The 15,039-nt window shown below is 55.5% G+C and carries 12 protein-coding genes; 7 read left to right on the top strand and 5 right to left on the bottom strand.

Features of this window, described 5'->3' with window-relative positions:
* Positions 1-15 precede the first annotated feature (15 nt).
* A complete protein-coding gene (locus ACESNI_RS08415; protein WP_373086097.1) occupies positions 16-870 on the top strand; it encodes an alpha/beta fold hydrolase in 855 nt (284 codons plus the stop codon).
* 122 nt (positions 871-992) lie between these two features.
* Positions 993-1,598 (top strand): NADPH-dependent FMN reductase, encoded by a 606-nt coding sequence (locus ACESNI_RS08410; protein WP_373086096.1) that lies wholly within the window; start codon positions 993-995, stop codon positions 1,596-1,598.
* 9 nt (positions 1,599-1,607) lie between these two features.
* Here ACESNI_RS08410 and ACESNI_RS08405 read toward each other — a convergent pair whose 3' ends face one another.
* Positions 1,608-2,375 (bottom strand): SDR family oxidoreductase, encoded by a 768-nt coding sequence (locus ACESNI_RS08405; RefSeq protein ID WP_373086095.1) that lies wholly within the window; start codon positions 2,373-2,375, stop codon positions 1,608-1,610.
* Positions 2,376-2,566: 191 nt separating this feature from the next.
* Here ACESNI_RS08405 and ACESNI_RS08400 point away from each other — a divergent pair, with 191 nt between their 5' ends.
* Together ACESNI_RS08400 and ACESNI_RS08395 are read left to right on the top strand one after the other, a co-directional pair.
* Entirely contained in the window at positions 2,567-3,871 is a 1,305-nt protein-coding gene (locus tag ACESNI_RS08400) for a diguanylate cyclase domain-containing protein (RefSeq protein WP_373086094.1), read from the top strand.
* A 67-nt stretch (positions 3,872-3,938) separates the two neighbouring features.
* Positions 3,939-4,580, top strand: a complete 642-nt coding sequence (locus ACESNI_RS08395; RefSeq protein ID WP_373086093.1) for a DsbA family oxidoreductase — start codon at positions 3,939-3,941, stop codon at positions 4,578-4,580.
* A gap of 13 nt (positions 4,581-4,593) precedes the next feature.
* Here the strand turns inward: ACESNI_RS08395 and mfd are convergent, their stop codons facing one another.
* Together mfd and ACESNI_RS08385 are read right to left on the bottom strand one after the other, a co-directional pair.
* On the bottom strand, positions 4,594-8,091 hold the full coding sequence (gene mfd / locus ACESNI_RS08390) for a transcription-repair coupling factor (RefSeq protein WP_373086092.1): 3,498 nt from the start codon (positions 8,089-8,091) through the stop codon (positions 4,594-4,596).
* Positions 8,092-8,097: 6 nt separating this feature from the next.
* Complete coding sequence (locus ACESNI_RS08385) at positions 8,098-8,382, bottom strand: succinate dehydrogenase assembly factor 2 (RefSeq protein WP_373086091.1); 285 nt, start codon at positions 8,380-8,382, stop codon at positions 8,098-8,100.
* A 156-nt stretch (positions 8,383-8,538) separates the two neighbouring features.
* On the opposite strand from ACESNI_RS08385, the gene recG reads away from it, so the two are divergent.
* Complete coding sequence (gene recG, locus ACESNI_RS08380; RefSeq protein WP_373086090.1) at positions 8,539-10,629, top strand: ATP-dependent DNA helicase RecG; 2,091 nt, start codon at positions 8,539-8,541, stop codon at positions 10,627-10,629.
* Here recG and ACESNI_RS08375 read toward each other — a convergent pair.
* Positions 10,615-11,382 (bottom strand): DUF502 domain-containing protein, encoded by a 768-nt coding sequence (locus ACESNI_RS08375; protein ID WP_373086089.1) that lies wholly within the window; start codon positions 11,380-11,382, stop codon positions 10,615-10,617. The two genes, recG and ACESNI_RS08375, sit on opposite strands and share 15 nt — an antisense overlap.
* Positions 11,383-11,593: 211 nt before the next feature.
* On the opposite strand from ACESNI_RS08375, the gene ACESNI_RS08370 reads away from it, so the two are divergent.
* A complete protein-coding gene (locus tag ACESNI_RS08370) occupies positions 11,594-13,309 on the top strand; it encodes an ATP-binding protein (protein ID WP_373086088.1) in 1,716 nt (571 codons plus the stop codon).
* A 114-nt stretch (positions 13,310-13,423) separates the two neighbouring features.
* Positions 13,424-14,179, top strand: coding sequence for a glucose 1-dehydrogenase (locus tag ACESNI_RS08365; protein WP_373086087.1), 756 nt, complete (start codon positions 13,424-13,426; stop codon positions 14,177-14,179).
* Between the two features lie 37 nt (positions 14,180-14,216).
* Here the strand turns inward: ACESNI_RS08365 and ACESNI_RS08360 are convergent, their stop codons facing one another.
* Complete coding sequence (locus tag ACESNI_RS08360; protein ID WP_373086116.1) at positions 14,217-14,738, bottom strand: peptidylprolyl isomerase; 522 nt, start codon at positions 14,736-14,738, stop codon at positions 14,217-14,219.
* Positions 14,739-15,039 lie beyond the last annotated feature (301 nt).

Genomic DNA, 15,039 nt, shown 5'->3' with positions numbered 1-15,039 from the left:
ATCAAGGTGGAGGCCATGGCACGCATTGAGCTACGCGATCTATCCCTGGAATACACGGATCGCGGTACGGGCCCGCCGCTGGTCCTTGTCCATGGCTCGGCCAGCGACTGCCGGACATGGGAGGCGCAGCTCCCGGCATTTGAAGCAAATTTCCGCACCCTCACCTACAGTCGGCGCTATCACTGGCCGAACGATCCCGCGCCAGCCGATGCCGAATACGACATGACCGGGCAGGTTGCCGATCTGGAAGCATTTCTACAGGCCCTCAAGCTCGACAAGGTTCATCTTGTGGGTCATTCCTACGGCGCCTATCTTTGTCTGATGCTGGCGATGAAAAAGCCGTCCCTGGTGGACCGCCTCGTCCTTGGCGAGCCGCCGGTCATCCCCTTGTTCACAAGTTTTCCGCCAAAACCGCACCAAATACTGGCGCTACTCTGCACCCATCCCGGAACCGCCGCGCCGGTGATTAAATTCATGGCGACCGGCCTTGGCCCGGCGATAATTGCCGCCAAAAAAGATAATATGACGCGGGCTATCACCCGTTTCGGTAAGGCGGTTCTGGGCAAAGAGGCCTTCGCGGCCCTGCCCGCGGAAAGAATGCTGCAGGTTACCGTCAATTCCAGTCAGGCAGAACTTCTCAGTGACAGCTTCATGACGCCGATTTCCCCGGCAGAGGTGCGCCGGATCGCGCACCCGGTCCTGCTGGTAACGGGCGCGCGCAGCCCGCGCATGTTCCATAAGCTCGCCGATCATCTGTTCCGGCTGTTGCCAAATGCGACGCAGGTCGATATTCCCGGCGCCTCTCATATCATGCATGAGGACAACGCCCCTGCATATAACCGGGAAGTTCTATCCTTCCTGCGTCAATAGGCGATGGCTTTCACCCTGCTCCCTTATTAATCATTGCGTTTTTCTGGCAACTCCGGTTTTTATGGAGAGGGCCGGACATATGTATTGGCCACCGTTCAAGGCGCCAAAGGAATAAGGACAGCATGACAAAAATTGGTATTATTATCGGCAGTATTCGCAAAAAATCGGAATCGGCCCGGATCGGTGCCTTCGTGGAAAAGTTGCTCACCGATATGGATGCGGGGGTAACCCCGGAGGTTTTTTCGCTCCGTGATATCGAGCTTCCGTTCTGGAGTGAAGATAGATGGCAAGCGGACAGCGGCCTCAACACGCTCTGGAAGACACAATCCGACCGGCTTAAAACCTGTAACGGATTTGTCGTTATTTCGCCAGAGTGGGCAGGAATGGCGCCGCCCCATCTCAAAAATTTCCTGCTTATGTGTGATGGCGGCGAGCTCGCCCACAAGCCCGCACAACTGGTCTCGATCAGTTCAGGAACCGGGGGTGCCTATCCGGTCGCGGAACTGCGCATGAGCGGGTACAAGAACAATTTTCTGTGGTGGATGCCGGACCATATGATCCTGCGACACGTGGCGACATTGTTTCAGGTCGATCCGCCGACCGAACTTGACGTCACGCTGGAAGTGCGGCTGAAATATTCTCTCGCCTTTCTCGTCGAGACTGCCGCCGCCGTCACGCCGGTCCGCGAGAAATTGCAAAATCTTGCGCTCTATAAATTCGGCATGTAGGCAGTCGGCCTAAAATCCGGAAACCGTAATGCCGTCATCAACCTCAATGTTGGTGCCGGTCATAAAGTCGGATCCGGGCCCGGCGAGCAGCAACAACGTTCCGTCAAGATTATGGGGCTCCCCGACCCGGCGCCCGGGAAGCCTTGCAATCAGGCGCTTTCCGGCCTCCGTCTCCCAATAGCTGCGGTTCATGCCGGTAACGATATAGCCCGGACTGATACAATTCACCTGAATGCGGTACCGCCCCCATTCGTCGGCCAGCGCCCGCGTCATATGGGCGACCGCAGCCTTCGACATGCAATAGGCGATATTCTGCTTGAGAACACGGCTTGCAGCGACAGAGGCGATATTGACGATCTTGCCGCCCGCACCATGCTTGATCATGCTCTGACCAACCGCCTGGGCGACGAAAAAGGCGCCCTTGGCGTTCGTGTCCATCACGAAATCGAAATCCTCCTCGGAAATTTTCTCCGACGGGCTGCCTGCGCTCACCCCGGAATTATTGACGAGGATATTGACGGGTCCAAGTTCCGTCTCCGCCGCCGCGACCGCCGCCTGAATACTGTCAATGTCCGTGACATCCATCAAAACCGGCAGCGCCCGCCCGTCAAACTGCGCGATTTCGGCGGCGAGTTTCTCAAGCTTGTCGGTCCGTCGCGCCGCTAGCGAGACCTTTGCCCCTGCCCGTGCCAGCGTGAGCGCAAACTGCCATCCGAGGCCGGACGAAGCTCCGGTAACCAGGGCATGCTTGCCGTCAAGGGAATTCAAGGATGTCATGATTTATCTCCAATTTGGGATATTGTTATCTGTCCGTCTTGACCGCCGCCGTCATAATTCAGTTGCGCGGCGACAAAATCAAGCCCGAATATTACCGGATGCCATATATTTTTGTAATTTCTGAAAACTTACATAATTTTTAAGAATTCCGGCGTAAACAGGAACGCTATAACAGTAAGGAGCCCGTTTTCATGCGTTATGCCGCAAAATTGCTGGTCGTGTCCGATGCCCGGGAGAACCGTATCGAGCCCTGCCTCAATGCTGCCGGTTATTACTGCACCCGGCTATCATTTAAGGAGATATTTACCCAGGATCTTGGCGATCAGACGTTTGATCTTGTTCTGATAGATGGGGATAACAACACAGCGGACATCGAAATCAAGAAAATAGCCCTCGCTGCCGAGGTCCATACCTTTTCTTTCCTGATCATCGGCCCTGCAGACTTCCAAAGCCGGATGCAGACCATTTCGTCCGGCTACTGCAGCCTTGAATTGCTATCCCGCGTGAGCGCCCTCGTCCGCCTTGAAACAATGCATCAGGAACTTTTGAGACGGATCCAGACGACTGAGATATACGGCCTTGATCTTGCAGAGATTACGCCGCCGGAGCCGGATATCGGCACTGCAAATATCCTGATCGTCGGCAGCAAGACGATGGTTCTCGGCAATATCCTGCTGCGTCTGGATACCAAGACCAACATTCGCATCTGCAAGAACCCAAGCAATGCCCTTGAGGACATGCGCGAGACGAACTTTGACGCGGTGATCCTGTCCGGCGTCGGCCAGGGCGACAGCAATCTCCGTCTCTGCAATGACATTCGCGCCGACACCCGTTTTTACAATCTGCCGCTTTTGATGGTGCTAGAGAATACTGAAAATCGCGAGGCCGCCTATATCCACGGCGCGTCCGACGTTATCATGCACGAACATGAAATGGACGCGCTGACCAACCGGATCGGCCTGCAAATCCGCGAGTACAGGTACCGCTTTGCTATGCAGAAACTATTTCAGGCGGCGAGGTCGCACCCGGTTGCAGATGGCGCCACCGATCTGTATTCCGCTGGTTTCATGCGCACCCATATCCCGGTTATGATCGAGGATCACCACAAACAGCAAAAGGTCATGTCGCTGGTCCGCTTGCGCGTTGAAAATCTTGACCGGATAAACGAGGATCACGGCTACCCCTCCGGGGATCAGATCCTGCGCCAGATCGGCACGATAATCTCCAACCTCGTGCGGAGTGAGGATTTTTGCGCCCATTATAAAACCGGAGAATTCCTCGTGGCGCTTCCGGGTACAGGCGAAAAGGATGCCGGGATTGCGCTGAACCGCATTGTCAGCGTCCTGAAAAATACCGAATTTGCCATTGCCGACAAAACTGCATCCATGCGGGCCGAAGTGATCCATAGCTTTGTCGAGTTGCAGCGCGGGGCCAATTTCGACGAGATGATCGACCGGGAGTTTCAGATTGATATCAGCGACGGCAAGGCGGCCTGAGCGTTGATAGTAGACTGATCGTTCCAAATCCCTTGTTTTCAGCGTTTTCTTTTCATATATTAGTCCTATGAAAATAGATATTATCTCCGATACGGTTTGCCCATGGTGCTTCATTGGCAAGCGGAAACTTGAAACGGCGCTCGCCGCCCGGCCTGATCTAGACGTCGAGGTCAACTGGCATCCGTTCCAGCTCCATCCCGAAATGCCACGCGAAGGGGCCGACCGCAAGGAGTTCATTGCCCAGAAATTTGGCAGTCCTGAGCGGGCGAAAGAGCTTTATTCCAATGTCAAAAGAGCCGGGGAAGCCGTTGATATCCCGTTTAATTTTGAGGATATAAAGCGCTCTCCCAACACGCTTGATTCCCACCGTCTTATCCGCTGGGCGGCAACTGCCGGCTGTCAAGACAAGCTTGTCGATGTTCTGTTTCGCCGGTTCTTTATTGACGGTGAGGATATCAGTGACCATGACGTTCTTACCCGTGCCGCTGATGAAGCCGGGATGGATGCAGATATTGTGGCTGGCCTGCTGGATAAGGACGACGACCGAGAAATCGTTGCCGAGGAAGACCGCAGAGCCCGCGAAATGGGCGTTTCCGGCGTTCCGTTCTTTATCATCGATAATAAATATGCGCTTTCCGGCGCACAGGACCCCGAGGCCTTTATCGCCGCCTTTGACAAGGTGACGAGTGAAGCCGCAAACCCTGAATAATCCGGCTCGTTTGTCAGGTGGCCTTGGCGATTTTGGCAAGGTTCTGCGCGAGCCAGAGAACCCCCTTCAACCTGTCTTCTGGGTGTTGCCATTGGCGGCTATGGACCAGCTTGTGATCACCGCGTAGCTTGGTTGAACCAGGCGCGCGACTGATGAACTCGACCAGCCCGCCCGGATTATCAAATTTATTGCCGCGAAAGCTGAGCACGGCCCCCTTCGGGCCCGCCTCAATCTTTTCGATATTGGCGGTGCGGCAGAAATACTTGATAGTCATCACCTCGATCAGATGGACTACCTCATCAGGGAGCGGGCCGAAACGATCCACCAGTTCAACGGCGAAGGCATTGATCTCCTCGGCCGTTTCCTGTGCTGCGATCCGGCGGTAAAGCTCCATGCGCAACGATAGATCGGCGACATAATGCTCCGGGATCAGCACCGACGTGCCGATATTGATGCTGGGCGACCATTTATCCTCTGCCTCCTGGGATTCACCCAGTTCATTCTCGCGAGCATTAGCGACCGCCTCTTCCAGCATTTCCTGATACAGCTCGAACCCGACTTCCTTGATATGGCCTGACTGCTCGTCCCCCAGCAGATTACCGGCGCCGCGGATATCAAGATCGTGACTGGCAAGGGTAAAACCCGCACCGAGAGTGTCGAGAGATTGCAGGACGCGCAGCCGTTTCTCTGCCGCATCGGTCAGGCGCTTGCGCGGGGGCAGGGTCAGGTAGGCGTAGGCCCGGGTTTTCGAACGGCCGATGCGCCCGCGAATCTGGTACAGCTGGGCGAGCCCGAACATATCGGCGCGGTAAGTGATCAGCGTATTGGCCGACGGGATATCGAGCCCTGATTCCACGATATTCGTGGCCACCAGCACATCGTAGGAGCCATCATAAAATGCGTTCATCACCGTATCCAGATCCTTCGCCGGAAGCTGACCATGGGCGGTGACAAACTTGACCTCTGGCACATGCTCACGCAGGTATTTGCCAACTTCCGTCAGATCGGTGAGGCGCGGACAGACGAAAAAGCTCTGGCCGCCGCGATAATGCTCGCGCAGCAGGGCTTCGCGCAGAACCACCGGATCGAACGGCAGGACGAAAGTGCGGATGGCAAGACGGTCAACCGGCGGCGTCGCTATGATAGACAGATCGCGGATGCCGGTCATGGCCATTTGCAGGGTACGTGGGATCGGCGTCGCCGTCAGGGTGAGGACATGAACATCGGCGCGCAGGTCCTTCAGCCGCTCCTTATGGACGACACCAAAATGCTGTTCCTCATCGACAATAACAAGACCGAGGTTCTTGAACTTTATTGACTTCGCCAGCAGAGCATGAGTGCCAATAACGATATCAACCTGTCCCGAGGCGAGGCCCGCCTTGGTCAGGTTGGCGTCCTTCGTCGTCACCATGCGTGAGAGTTGCGCGACCTGCACCGGCAGGTTGGCAAAACGCGCGGTGAAGCCCTTGTAATGCTGGCGCGCGAGCAAAGTCGTCGGTGTGACAATGGCGACCTGTTCTCCGGCCATGGCGGCGGTAAAGGCAGCGCGAAGGGCGACTTCCGTCTTGCCGAAGCCGACGTCACCGCAGATCAGCCGGTCCATCGGACGGCCGCTGTTCATGTCGTTCAGGGTATCGTCGATGGCGCGCAACTGGTCATCGGTTTCCTCGAACGGGAAGTCGGCGCAGAACTCGGCATAGAGCCCTTCGGCAGGAGCCAACCGGGTCGCCTTCCTGAGCATCCGCGCCGCCGCGATCTTGATTAACTGGTCGGCCATTTCCATGACCCGTTTCTTCAGCTTGGCTTTGCGCGCCTGCCAGCCGGAACCGCCCAGCTTGTCGAGAGTGGCGGTCATGTCGCTGCCGCCGTAGCGCGACAGCATCTCAATATTTTCGACAGGCAGGTATATCTTGTCCCCGCCCGCATACAGCAGCGTCACACAGTCATGCGGCGCACCGGAAATCTCGATAGTCGTCAGTCCCTCATATTGGGCAATGCCGTGATCCAGATGGACGACGTAATCACCCGGCGACAACTGGGAGGCGGCGGCTATGAAGTTTTCGCTCCGGCGGGAGGATTTATGCGGCCGCGCGAGACGGTCCCCCAAAACATCCTGCTCGCCGATAATAACAAAGTCCGGGGTCTCGAAGCCTTTTTCAAGCCCGAGAACCGCAAGGGAGACGATGTTCCGCCCCGTCGTTGTCACGGAAAAATCAGCGATTTCCTGTACCGGCTCGATACCATGATCGGCGAGAACCGTCTTGTTGCGGGCCCGCGATCCGTTGGAGAAATGGGTGAGGACCACGCGCTTGTTCTGTTTCAGTTCACCTAGCAGGTGATCTTTTAAATGCTCATAGATATTGGCATTATGAAGATTACGTTCCGGGGCGAAATCGCGGCCGGGGCGGCCCATGGCGTTGACAATGGTCGCGGTCTCCTGCCCGCTGTTAAACGGTGAAAACTGCCCAAGCGCCCTTCCCGTCAAATTTGCCTGCCATTCCTCTGTGTCCAGGTATAAACTTTCCGGCGGCAGCGGTTTATAGTCGGCGCCGCTGGTGGGGGCGGCCTCGCGGCGGCTCTCGTAATAGTCGAGAACGGTCTCATAACGCGCCTCCCTCGCCTCTTCCAACAAATGGTCGATGAAGATTGATGCGTCGGGCAAATAGTCAAAGATCGTCGCCATCTTCTCATGAAAGATCGGCAACCAATGTTCCATCCCGGCGTGGCGGCGCTTCTCGCTCACCGCCTCATAAAGCGGATCATCCTGATTAACTGTGCCGAACGCCGCCCGGTAGCCGGAGCGGAACAAGGGTACGGAAACATCATTCAGCAAAAACTCCGAGGCGGCTGTGAAGTCGAGTTTCGTGAGCTTTCCGGTGGAGCGCTGCGTAAGCGCATCAAAACTGCGAATTCCCTCCAGCTGATCACCGAACAGATCGAGGCGAACCGGGTTTTCCGCACCCGGTGGAAATATGTCGATCAGGCCGCCGCGCACGGCAAACTCTCCCGGCTCCATCACGGTACCAATACGGGAGAATCCGTTTGCCACCAGATAAGAGGCGAGGTCTGCACCGTCGATCCTTTCGCCGATCTTGAGGCTCAACCTGCTGCCTGTCACCATGTCGATCGGCGGCACCCGCTGGGTCGCCGCATTAATGGTGGTCAGGAAAATCCTCGGCGTGTCGACAGTCTCCTGCATCCGGCCGAGGCTGGTCATCCGGTGGGCAACAATTTCGGGGTTGGGAGACACCCGGTCATAGGGAAGGCAATCCCATGCCGGAAATGTCACCACCTCGATCTCCGGGTTGAAGAAGGCAAGTGCGGCCTCCGTTGCCGCCATGCGCAGGTCTTCCCGCAAAATGTAAAGAATATCGCGGTTATGAACCTTGACCAGATCGCCGAGCAGATAGGCGTCATAGCCCTCGGGCACCTGTTCCACCGTGAAGGCGCGGTCATAGTCGGCCAGATTTGATATTCTGGCCTGCAGACGGGAAAGCGGCGTATCGGTCATCCGCAATCAGACCCTGTTATGATGCTCAAACCGGCTGAATTTCTGTAATAATGTCATCACGCTCGTTTGATATTCTTCGGGACATTCCTCGCGGCCCACCGCCCAGACATAGATATTCGGATCGCCGGCCTGTAGCAGGGTTTCGTATATTTCCAGTTCCGCGGCGGAAAAATCGGCGACATACTTATTCGCAAACCCCCCCAGCAACAGGTCTGTTTCCTTCATGCCGGTATAGCGGGAGCGATGAATAAGCCGTTTGCGGCGAGTGATGGTATCTTCTTCTTTGGTCATGTTTACTGGCTCTGTTTTCAAATTTCTTTGGATATAGACTTTCTTGCCGGTGCTGTCAGTAGGAAGTGATCCCATCCGCAAATTTTACGCTTTGCGCATTGACCTGACCGCCTCTCGCCCTCCACAATAGCGCCAACGCTAGTGTGAGGGAACCCGGTGCGCCCAGAAATCCTGTACAGTCTGTTTTATCCGGTCAGCAAGCTTGCAGGCATCGGCCCGCGCCTCGCGGGGTTGATCGAGAAACTGGCCGGGCCAAATATCGTCGATCTCGTCTGGCATTTACCGAGCGGTCTTGTCACCCGTCACTTGGCGGCGGCGCTCACCCCCGATCTTATTGAGCAGAACGTCCTCCTCACCATTGAGGTAATCCGTCATTCCCCGTCACAGAACCGGCGCGCGCCCTACCGGATCGCCTGTGCCGTGAACGGTGAGCCCCTCACCCTCGTTTATTTCAATGGCCGCGAAGATTATCTGCGGCGGTTACTCCCCGAAGGACAAAGCCGGAAAATCAGCGGCCGGCTTGAGGACTATAACGGCGCCTACCAGATGACCCATCCCGATCATGTGGTGAAGATGGACGAGGTCGATACGATCCCCCTGTTTGAGCCGGTCTATCCGCTGACCGCCGGGCTGACGAACCAGACTTTCATCAAGGCTGACCGCCAGTTTCTTCCTGCCCTTCCCGATCTTCCCGAATGGAACGACAAGCCCCTGCTCGCTCGTGAAAAATGGTCATCCTGGAAGGACAGCCTGCTCACCGCCCATGCGCCGACAAAGGTCGAGGATTTTGACCGCGATAACCCGGCGCGGGCGCGGCTCGCCTATGACGAGCTGCTCGCCAATCAGCTCGCGCTCGAACTTGTCCGCCGAAGCATGAAACGAAAGCCGGGCCGGGCGTTGGTGGGCGATGGCAGCCTTCGGGACAGGATAAGCGGAAGCTTGCCCTTCAGTCTCACCCCAGCCCAGACCGTAGCGCTCGCCGAAATTGCGGGCGATATTGCCGGGTCCCACCGGATGCTGCGGTTGCTGCAGGGTGATGTCGGCAGCGGCAAGACGGTCGTTGCCCTGCTGGCCATGGTTCAAGCCGTGGAAGCGGGCGCCCAGGCGACCCTGATGGCACCAACCGAGATCCTCGCCCGTCAGCATTTCAGGGCGATTGAACCGCTGGCAGAGGCAGCTGGCCTCAAAACAATGCTGATCACCGGCCGTCTCAAGGGCAAGAAACGCGAGGCGGCCCTCATTGAGCTCGCAGCAGGCACCGTTGATATCGTGATCGGCACCCACGCCTTGTTTCAGGACGACGTGATTTTTCATGACCTTGGCCTTGCCGTCATTGATGAACAGCATCGCTTCGGCGTGCATCAACGGCTGGCGCTGAGCGCCAAGGGTCGGAAAAATGGCGGTGTCGATGTGCTGGTGATGACGGCGACGCCGATCCCGCGCACCCTCGCCCTCACCGCCTATGGCGATATGGATGTCTCGGTGATTGCCGAAAAGCCGCCTGGCCGCAAGCCTGTCGATACCCGCGCCATAGACCTTGGGCGTCTCGATGACGTTGCCAATGGCCTGAAACGCAAGCTCGCGGCGGGCGAGCGGATTTACTGGGTCTGTCCACTGGTCGAGGAATCAGATGTGCTCGACGTTGCCGCTGCAGAGGAACGTTTTATTTATCTGAAGGGCCTGTATGGCGATCAGGTCGGGCTGATCCATGGGCGGATGAAGGCGGAGGCGAAGGACGAGACCATGCAACGCTTCATCGACGGTGACATCCAGATCCTCGTGGCGACGACGGTCATCGAAGTCGGCGTCGATGTGCCGGAGGCGACGGTAATGGTGATCGAACATGCCGAACGCTTTGGCCTCGCCCAGCTTCACCAGTTGCGCGGCCGTGTCGGGCGCGGCGGCCTCGCCGGCACCTGCCTGCTGCTGTATGTGGCACCGCTCGGCGAGATGCAGAAGGCCCGGCTCGGTATTTTGCGTGAAACCGAGGACGGATTCCGCATTGCCGAAGAGGATTTACGCCTGCGCGGCGCGGGCGAGCTGCTCGGCACTCGGCAAAGCGGCCTGCCGGAGTTTCGGCTTGCGGATTTGCAGGCTCATTCCCGCCTCGTGCCCATCGCCCGGGATGATGCCCGGTTAATTCTGGAAAAGGACGGCAAGCTTGAAAGCGCCCGCGGCAAGGCCTTGCGCGTGCTGCTCTACCTGTTCGAACGGGACAATGCCATTCAGTATTTAAGCTCCGGTTGACAGCTTATTGGCGTCAACTACCTGATCGGGTTGAGGGGACGGTGTCTTACCGTTCTTTTTCATTTTCATTTCATCGGGCCAGATCATACCGGCCGAAATCACAAGTTTGACCCCGTCCTCGACCGTCATGTCGAGATATTTCAGGTCGCTCTTTGGCACAAACAGCAGAAACCCGGAGGTCGGGTTCGGGGTGGTCGGCACGAAAATGCTGATCATCTCCTCCTCTTGCACCCCATTGACCTGTCCTTTTGCGGTGCTGGTGACGAAGGCGATCGACCAGATTCCTTTGCGGGGATATTCAAGCAGCACGACCTCGCGGAATGAATTGCCGGATTTTGCCAGCACGGTTTCCATAATCTGCTTGAGCGCATTGTAGATGGAGCGGACTACCGGCATGCGCCCGACGATGCGCTCCCCAAAGACAAGCAGCGCCCTGCCGAGATAGTTAGCAGTCAGAAAGCCGATCAGGATAAGGCCAAAAATGGCAATGAACACACCGAAACCCGGGATTCCGAAGGGCAGATAAGTCTCCGGATTATAACGTACAGGGATGAGAGGCGTGATATTGGCATCCATGAAGGTAACGAAGATATAAATCAGGTAAATGGTGATAGCGATGGGGGCGGTCACCACGATACCGGTCAGGAAATAGGTTCGAAGCCGTGCAAAAAGGCTGGCCTTCGGCGCCGGTTCCACCAATATCCGCTTCTTCTCGGTTTCGGAAAATGTCTTGGAATTCTTTTTTTTTCGCATTTAAATCTTCAGTTTTTCAAAGAATACAATTGGGCCACAACATCCCGTTGGGCCGGGGCAACATAGCATCAACCCTGCTTGGCGTCCCGGGAAAGTTAAGCGACTGAAAATAATTCAAATATAAATCTCCTATTAACATTAGATATATACAATTGTCGGAACTTAAAGTGGATGTTTATTCTGTTGAACATTTAAAATTGAAATACGACGCATGAAATTTGACACTGCAATAAACTTGAGACGGGTCGGATTGTTTCTGACGCTGTTGGGCACGGCGGGATATTTCACCGGCAGGCATGTCCCGTTTGCTTCCCCGGATATCGCCTTTATGGTTGCAATGATGATGGTCGCCCTGATTGCCGTCCTGCTGTTTCTAACGTTTCCCCGCCTGCACAGTGCCGGTGTAAATGCTGCGAGTACAGAAACAGACAGCATCCTTCTTGATACCGTCCTTAACAATGTCACCATTGGCATATGTGTCTTCGACGCAAATCTGAAACTCCTGAAATGGAATAACAACTACGCTGATATCATGGAGATTTCGGATGATGTCCTCCATACGGGGATGATGTACCAGGAAATTCTCGCCCTGAATTACCAGAAATATAGGGATATTGAAGAAAATGAAGGGAGTTTTATCACATCCGTTACGGATGAAATAAAATATAGCATGAACCGCAAGGTCGACCGCTATTTCAAAGATGGTAAAATCGTCGAAATTTTCTCAAGCTCGTGTCCCGAGGGCGGTGTTGTCACAACCGTGAAAGATGTCACTGCTGCCCGACTCGCCGAAAAAGTCCATCGCGACAATGAAGAGCGCTACCGACTGATGGTTGACCTGTCGCCAGATGCTATTGTTGCCCATAAGGATGGATTTATTATTTACGTTAACAACGCGGCGCTGAAGCTCTTCAGGGTAAAAAACCGTCATGCCCTGATCGGCCAGCAGATTCGTTCCTTCTTTCCGTTCGCCGACAGCGAGACCCTGATCCCCTATTTTGGCTGTGCCAAAAGTATTGAAGCCACGGAAAAGCTGCCCACACGGAAATCGCGGGTAATTTTTCAGGATGGAGCTTTTACCAATGTTGAGATTGATGTGTCGCCGCTCTTCTATGGCGAACGGCGTATCCTGCAACTGATCATCCGGGATATCTCGGCCCAGACGCAAATTGAGGATTTCCTGAAACAGGCGCGGGAAGAGGCGGAATATGCCGCAAAGCTGAAAGGCACCTTCCTCGCGAATATGAGCCATGAGTTGCGCACTCCCCTTAATGCGGTAATTGGCTTTTCCGAGGTTATTACCAGCGAACTGTTCGGAGATATCGGATCCCGGAAATACCTGGAATATGCCAATGATATTCACGCAAGCGGGCTTCACCTGCTGGAGCTGATCAATGATATCCTTGATTTCTCGAAAATTGAGGCGGGGGAGCAGACCATTAATGAGGAAATCGTGGCAATTGATGTTCTCGTTAATGAATGTATCCGGTTAACCCGCCAGCGAGCTGTCGAGAACAATATCAGTATCAAGGTTGAACTTGATCCGTTCCTGCCCCGGATATTTGCGGATCGCCGGATGTTAAAGCAGATCCTTATCAACCTCCTGTCAAACGCCATCAAGTTCACACCGGCCGGAGGACGAATTGTTACCTCTGTCCAGACGGATGGCCGGGATGGCATGAGGATCAGCGTCCGCGACAACGGGATCGGTATCCGTGAAGATGATATTGAAAAGGCGATGACCCCGTTCGTCCAGATTGACAGTGAGAAAAACCGCAAATACCATGGAACCGGCCTTGGTCTGCCGCTCTCCAAAAATCTCGCTGAAATGCATGACGGGAAACTTGAACTGATGAGCGAGTACGGTGAGGGTACCGTCGTCAGCCTGTGCCTACCGGCCTTTCGTATTCGTGAACAGGCTGCTTGACGGGCAGACGCTGAGGGTCTCCTCCTACCCTATCCTCCATAAATATATCATCCGCCCTTGCCAATATTGCCAAGATCGGTCAACTATTCTCGAAATACGCTTAAGGAGAATAGCATGCGGTTAAAAGACAAGGTTGCCATCATAACAGGGGCAGGATCAGGGTTCGGGGAGGCAATGGCGACATTGTTTGCCAAGGAGGGTGCCAAAGTTGTTGTCAGCGATATCAACGGCGAGGCCGCGGCGCGGGTTGCCAAGGCGATTACCGACGATGGTGGGGTTGCCATAAGCTCCGTTACCGATGTTACCAGTGCCGACGACATTGCGGCCATGACACAACAAACGCTCGATAATTTCCAGAAAATTGACATCCTGGTAAATAATGCCGGAATGCCGCAGCGCAACGGCTCAATGTTTGATGTCGATGTCGAGACCTTTCAGAAGATTTTCGACGTGAATGTTAAAAGTATTTTCCTGACGACCAAGGCAATTGTTCCGCACCTGCTAGAGACCGGCGGCAATGTCGTCAACATCTCCTCGACGGCCGCGCTCAGCCCGCGTCCCGGCCTCACCTGGTATAATGCGAGCAAGGGCGCGGTCCTGACGCTATCGAAGTCGATGGCGGTGGAACTGGCGCCACGGCAGGTCCGGGTCAACGCCCTCTGCCCCGTCTTCGCGTCCACCCCTATGGCAGTGGAACTTATGGGCGGTGTCGATACCCAGGAGATCCGCGATAAATTCGTGGCGACCATTCCGCTCGGTCGGGCGAATACCCCGCGCGATCTTGCCCATGCGGCGCTATGGCTGGCATCCGACGATGCGTCCTTCATCACCGGCGTAGCATTGGAGGTTGACGGCGGTCGTTGCGTTTAACGGCCCCGGGCGACGGATACCTGTCTTTCGCTGTCTTCTACTCGACGTCGGCAGCAACACGCATCTGGACGATGATGTCAGGCTCGCCGCGCACCATGCCGCTTTGGCCAACGCCCTTCTTGATCATGTCGACATATTCCATGCCCTCGACAACCCGGCCCCAAACCGTATATTTACCGTCGAGAAAATGCGAATCCGCGGTGACGATGAAAAACTGGCTGTCGGCACTATGGGGCGACTGCGCCCGGGCCATGGCAACGGTCCCGCGCACTTGCGGCGTATTGGTGAATTCCGAGCGCAGCTTGCGGCCTGAGCCGCCCCGTCCAGTTCCAGTCGGATCGCCGGTCTGCGCCATGAAATCCTCAATAACACGATGGAACTTGAGGCCGTCATAGAATTTCTCACGGGTCAGTTCCTTGATCCGCGCCACATGATTGGGCGCGAGGTCGGGAAGCATTTCAATCACCACCCGGCCGTTTTTCAGGTCGAGATACAGAGTATTTTCCAGATCAAGGGCCAGGGCCGACTTAAGCGGCAGCACAAACAAACCGGCGGCCATGACCACAAATGCGATCCGCGATAGCATCTTCGAAATCATAGGAGTCCTCATTCTTTCATTTTGAAATCGGCTTATTGTCTGCCATTTCCGGCACCGATCGTCCAGAAATATAAGCTGGAAGGCGTAAAAAATCCGCATTTACGAGAAGTTTCGAAAAAAAAACAAACGATGCTTGACCAGTTCGCCGTGCGCCCCTATGTTGCAGCCGCATTGCGACATATTCCCGCGATTACGGGATTTCTTTTGCAATGCCATATCTCATATTGTGGGCCCGTAGCTCAGTTGGTAGAGCAGCTGACTT

Origin of the sequence: Sneathiella sp. (assembly GCF_041689005.1) — a bacterium.
In the GTDB taxonomy this organism is placed as follows: Bacteria; Pseudomonadota; Alphaproteobacteria; order Sneathiellales; family Sneathiellaceae; genus Sneathiella.
This window is presented reverse-complemented; position numbering and strand designations above follow the sequence as displayed.

Excerpts from the sequence above, each read along its gene's own strand:
- ACESNI_RS08375 (WP_373086089.1), bottom strand. The coding sequence starts at position 11,382 with ATGCGAAAAAAAAAGAATTCCAAGACATTTTCCGAAACCGAGAAGAAG.
- ACESNI_RS08415 (WP_373086097.1), top strand. The coding sequence starts at position 16 with ATGGCACGCATTGAGCTACGCGATCTATCCCTGGAATACACGGATCGC.
- ACESNI_RS08400 (WP_373086094.1), top strand. The coding sequence starts at position 2,567 with ATGCGTTATGCCGCAAAATTGCTGGTCGTGTCCGATGCCCGGGAGAAC.
- ACESNI_RS08410 (WP_373086096.1), top strand. The coding sequence starts at position 993 with ATGACAAAAATTGGTATTATTATCGGCAGTATTCGCAAAAAATCGGAA.
- ACESNI_RS08385 (WP_373086091.1), bottom strand. The coding sequence starts at position 8,382 with ATGACCAAAGAAGAAGATACCATCACTCGCCGCAAACGGCTTATTCAT.
- ACESNI_RS08365 (WP_373086087.1), top strand. The coding sequence starts at position 13,424 with ATGCGGTTAAAAGACAAGGTTGCCATCATAACAGGGGCAGGATCAGGG.
- ACESNI_RS08370 (WP_373086088.1), top strand. The coding sequence starts at position 11,594 with ATGAAATTTGACACTGCAATAAACTTGAGACGGGTCGGATTGTTTCTG.
- ACESNI_RS08395 (WP_373086093.1), top strand. The coding sequence starts at position 3,939 with ATGAAAATAGATATTATCTCCGATACGGTTTGCCCATGGTGCTTCATT.
- mfd (WP_373086092.1), bottom strand. The coding sequence starts at position 8,091 with ATGACCGATACGCCGCTTTCCCGTCTGCAGGCCAGAATATCAAATCTG.
- ACESNI_RS08360 (WP_373086116.1), bottom strand. The coding sequence starts at position 14,738 with ATGGCCGCCGGTTTGTTTGTGCTGCCGCTTAAGTCGGCCCTGGCCCTT.
- ACESNI_RS08405 (WP_373086095.1), bottom strand. The coding sequence starts at position 2,375 with ATGACATCCTTGAATTCCCTTGACGGCAAGCATGCCCTGGTTACCGGA.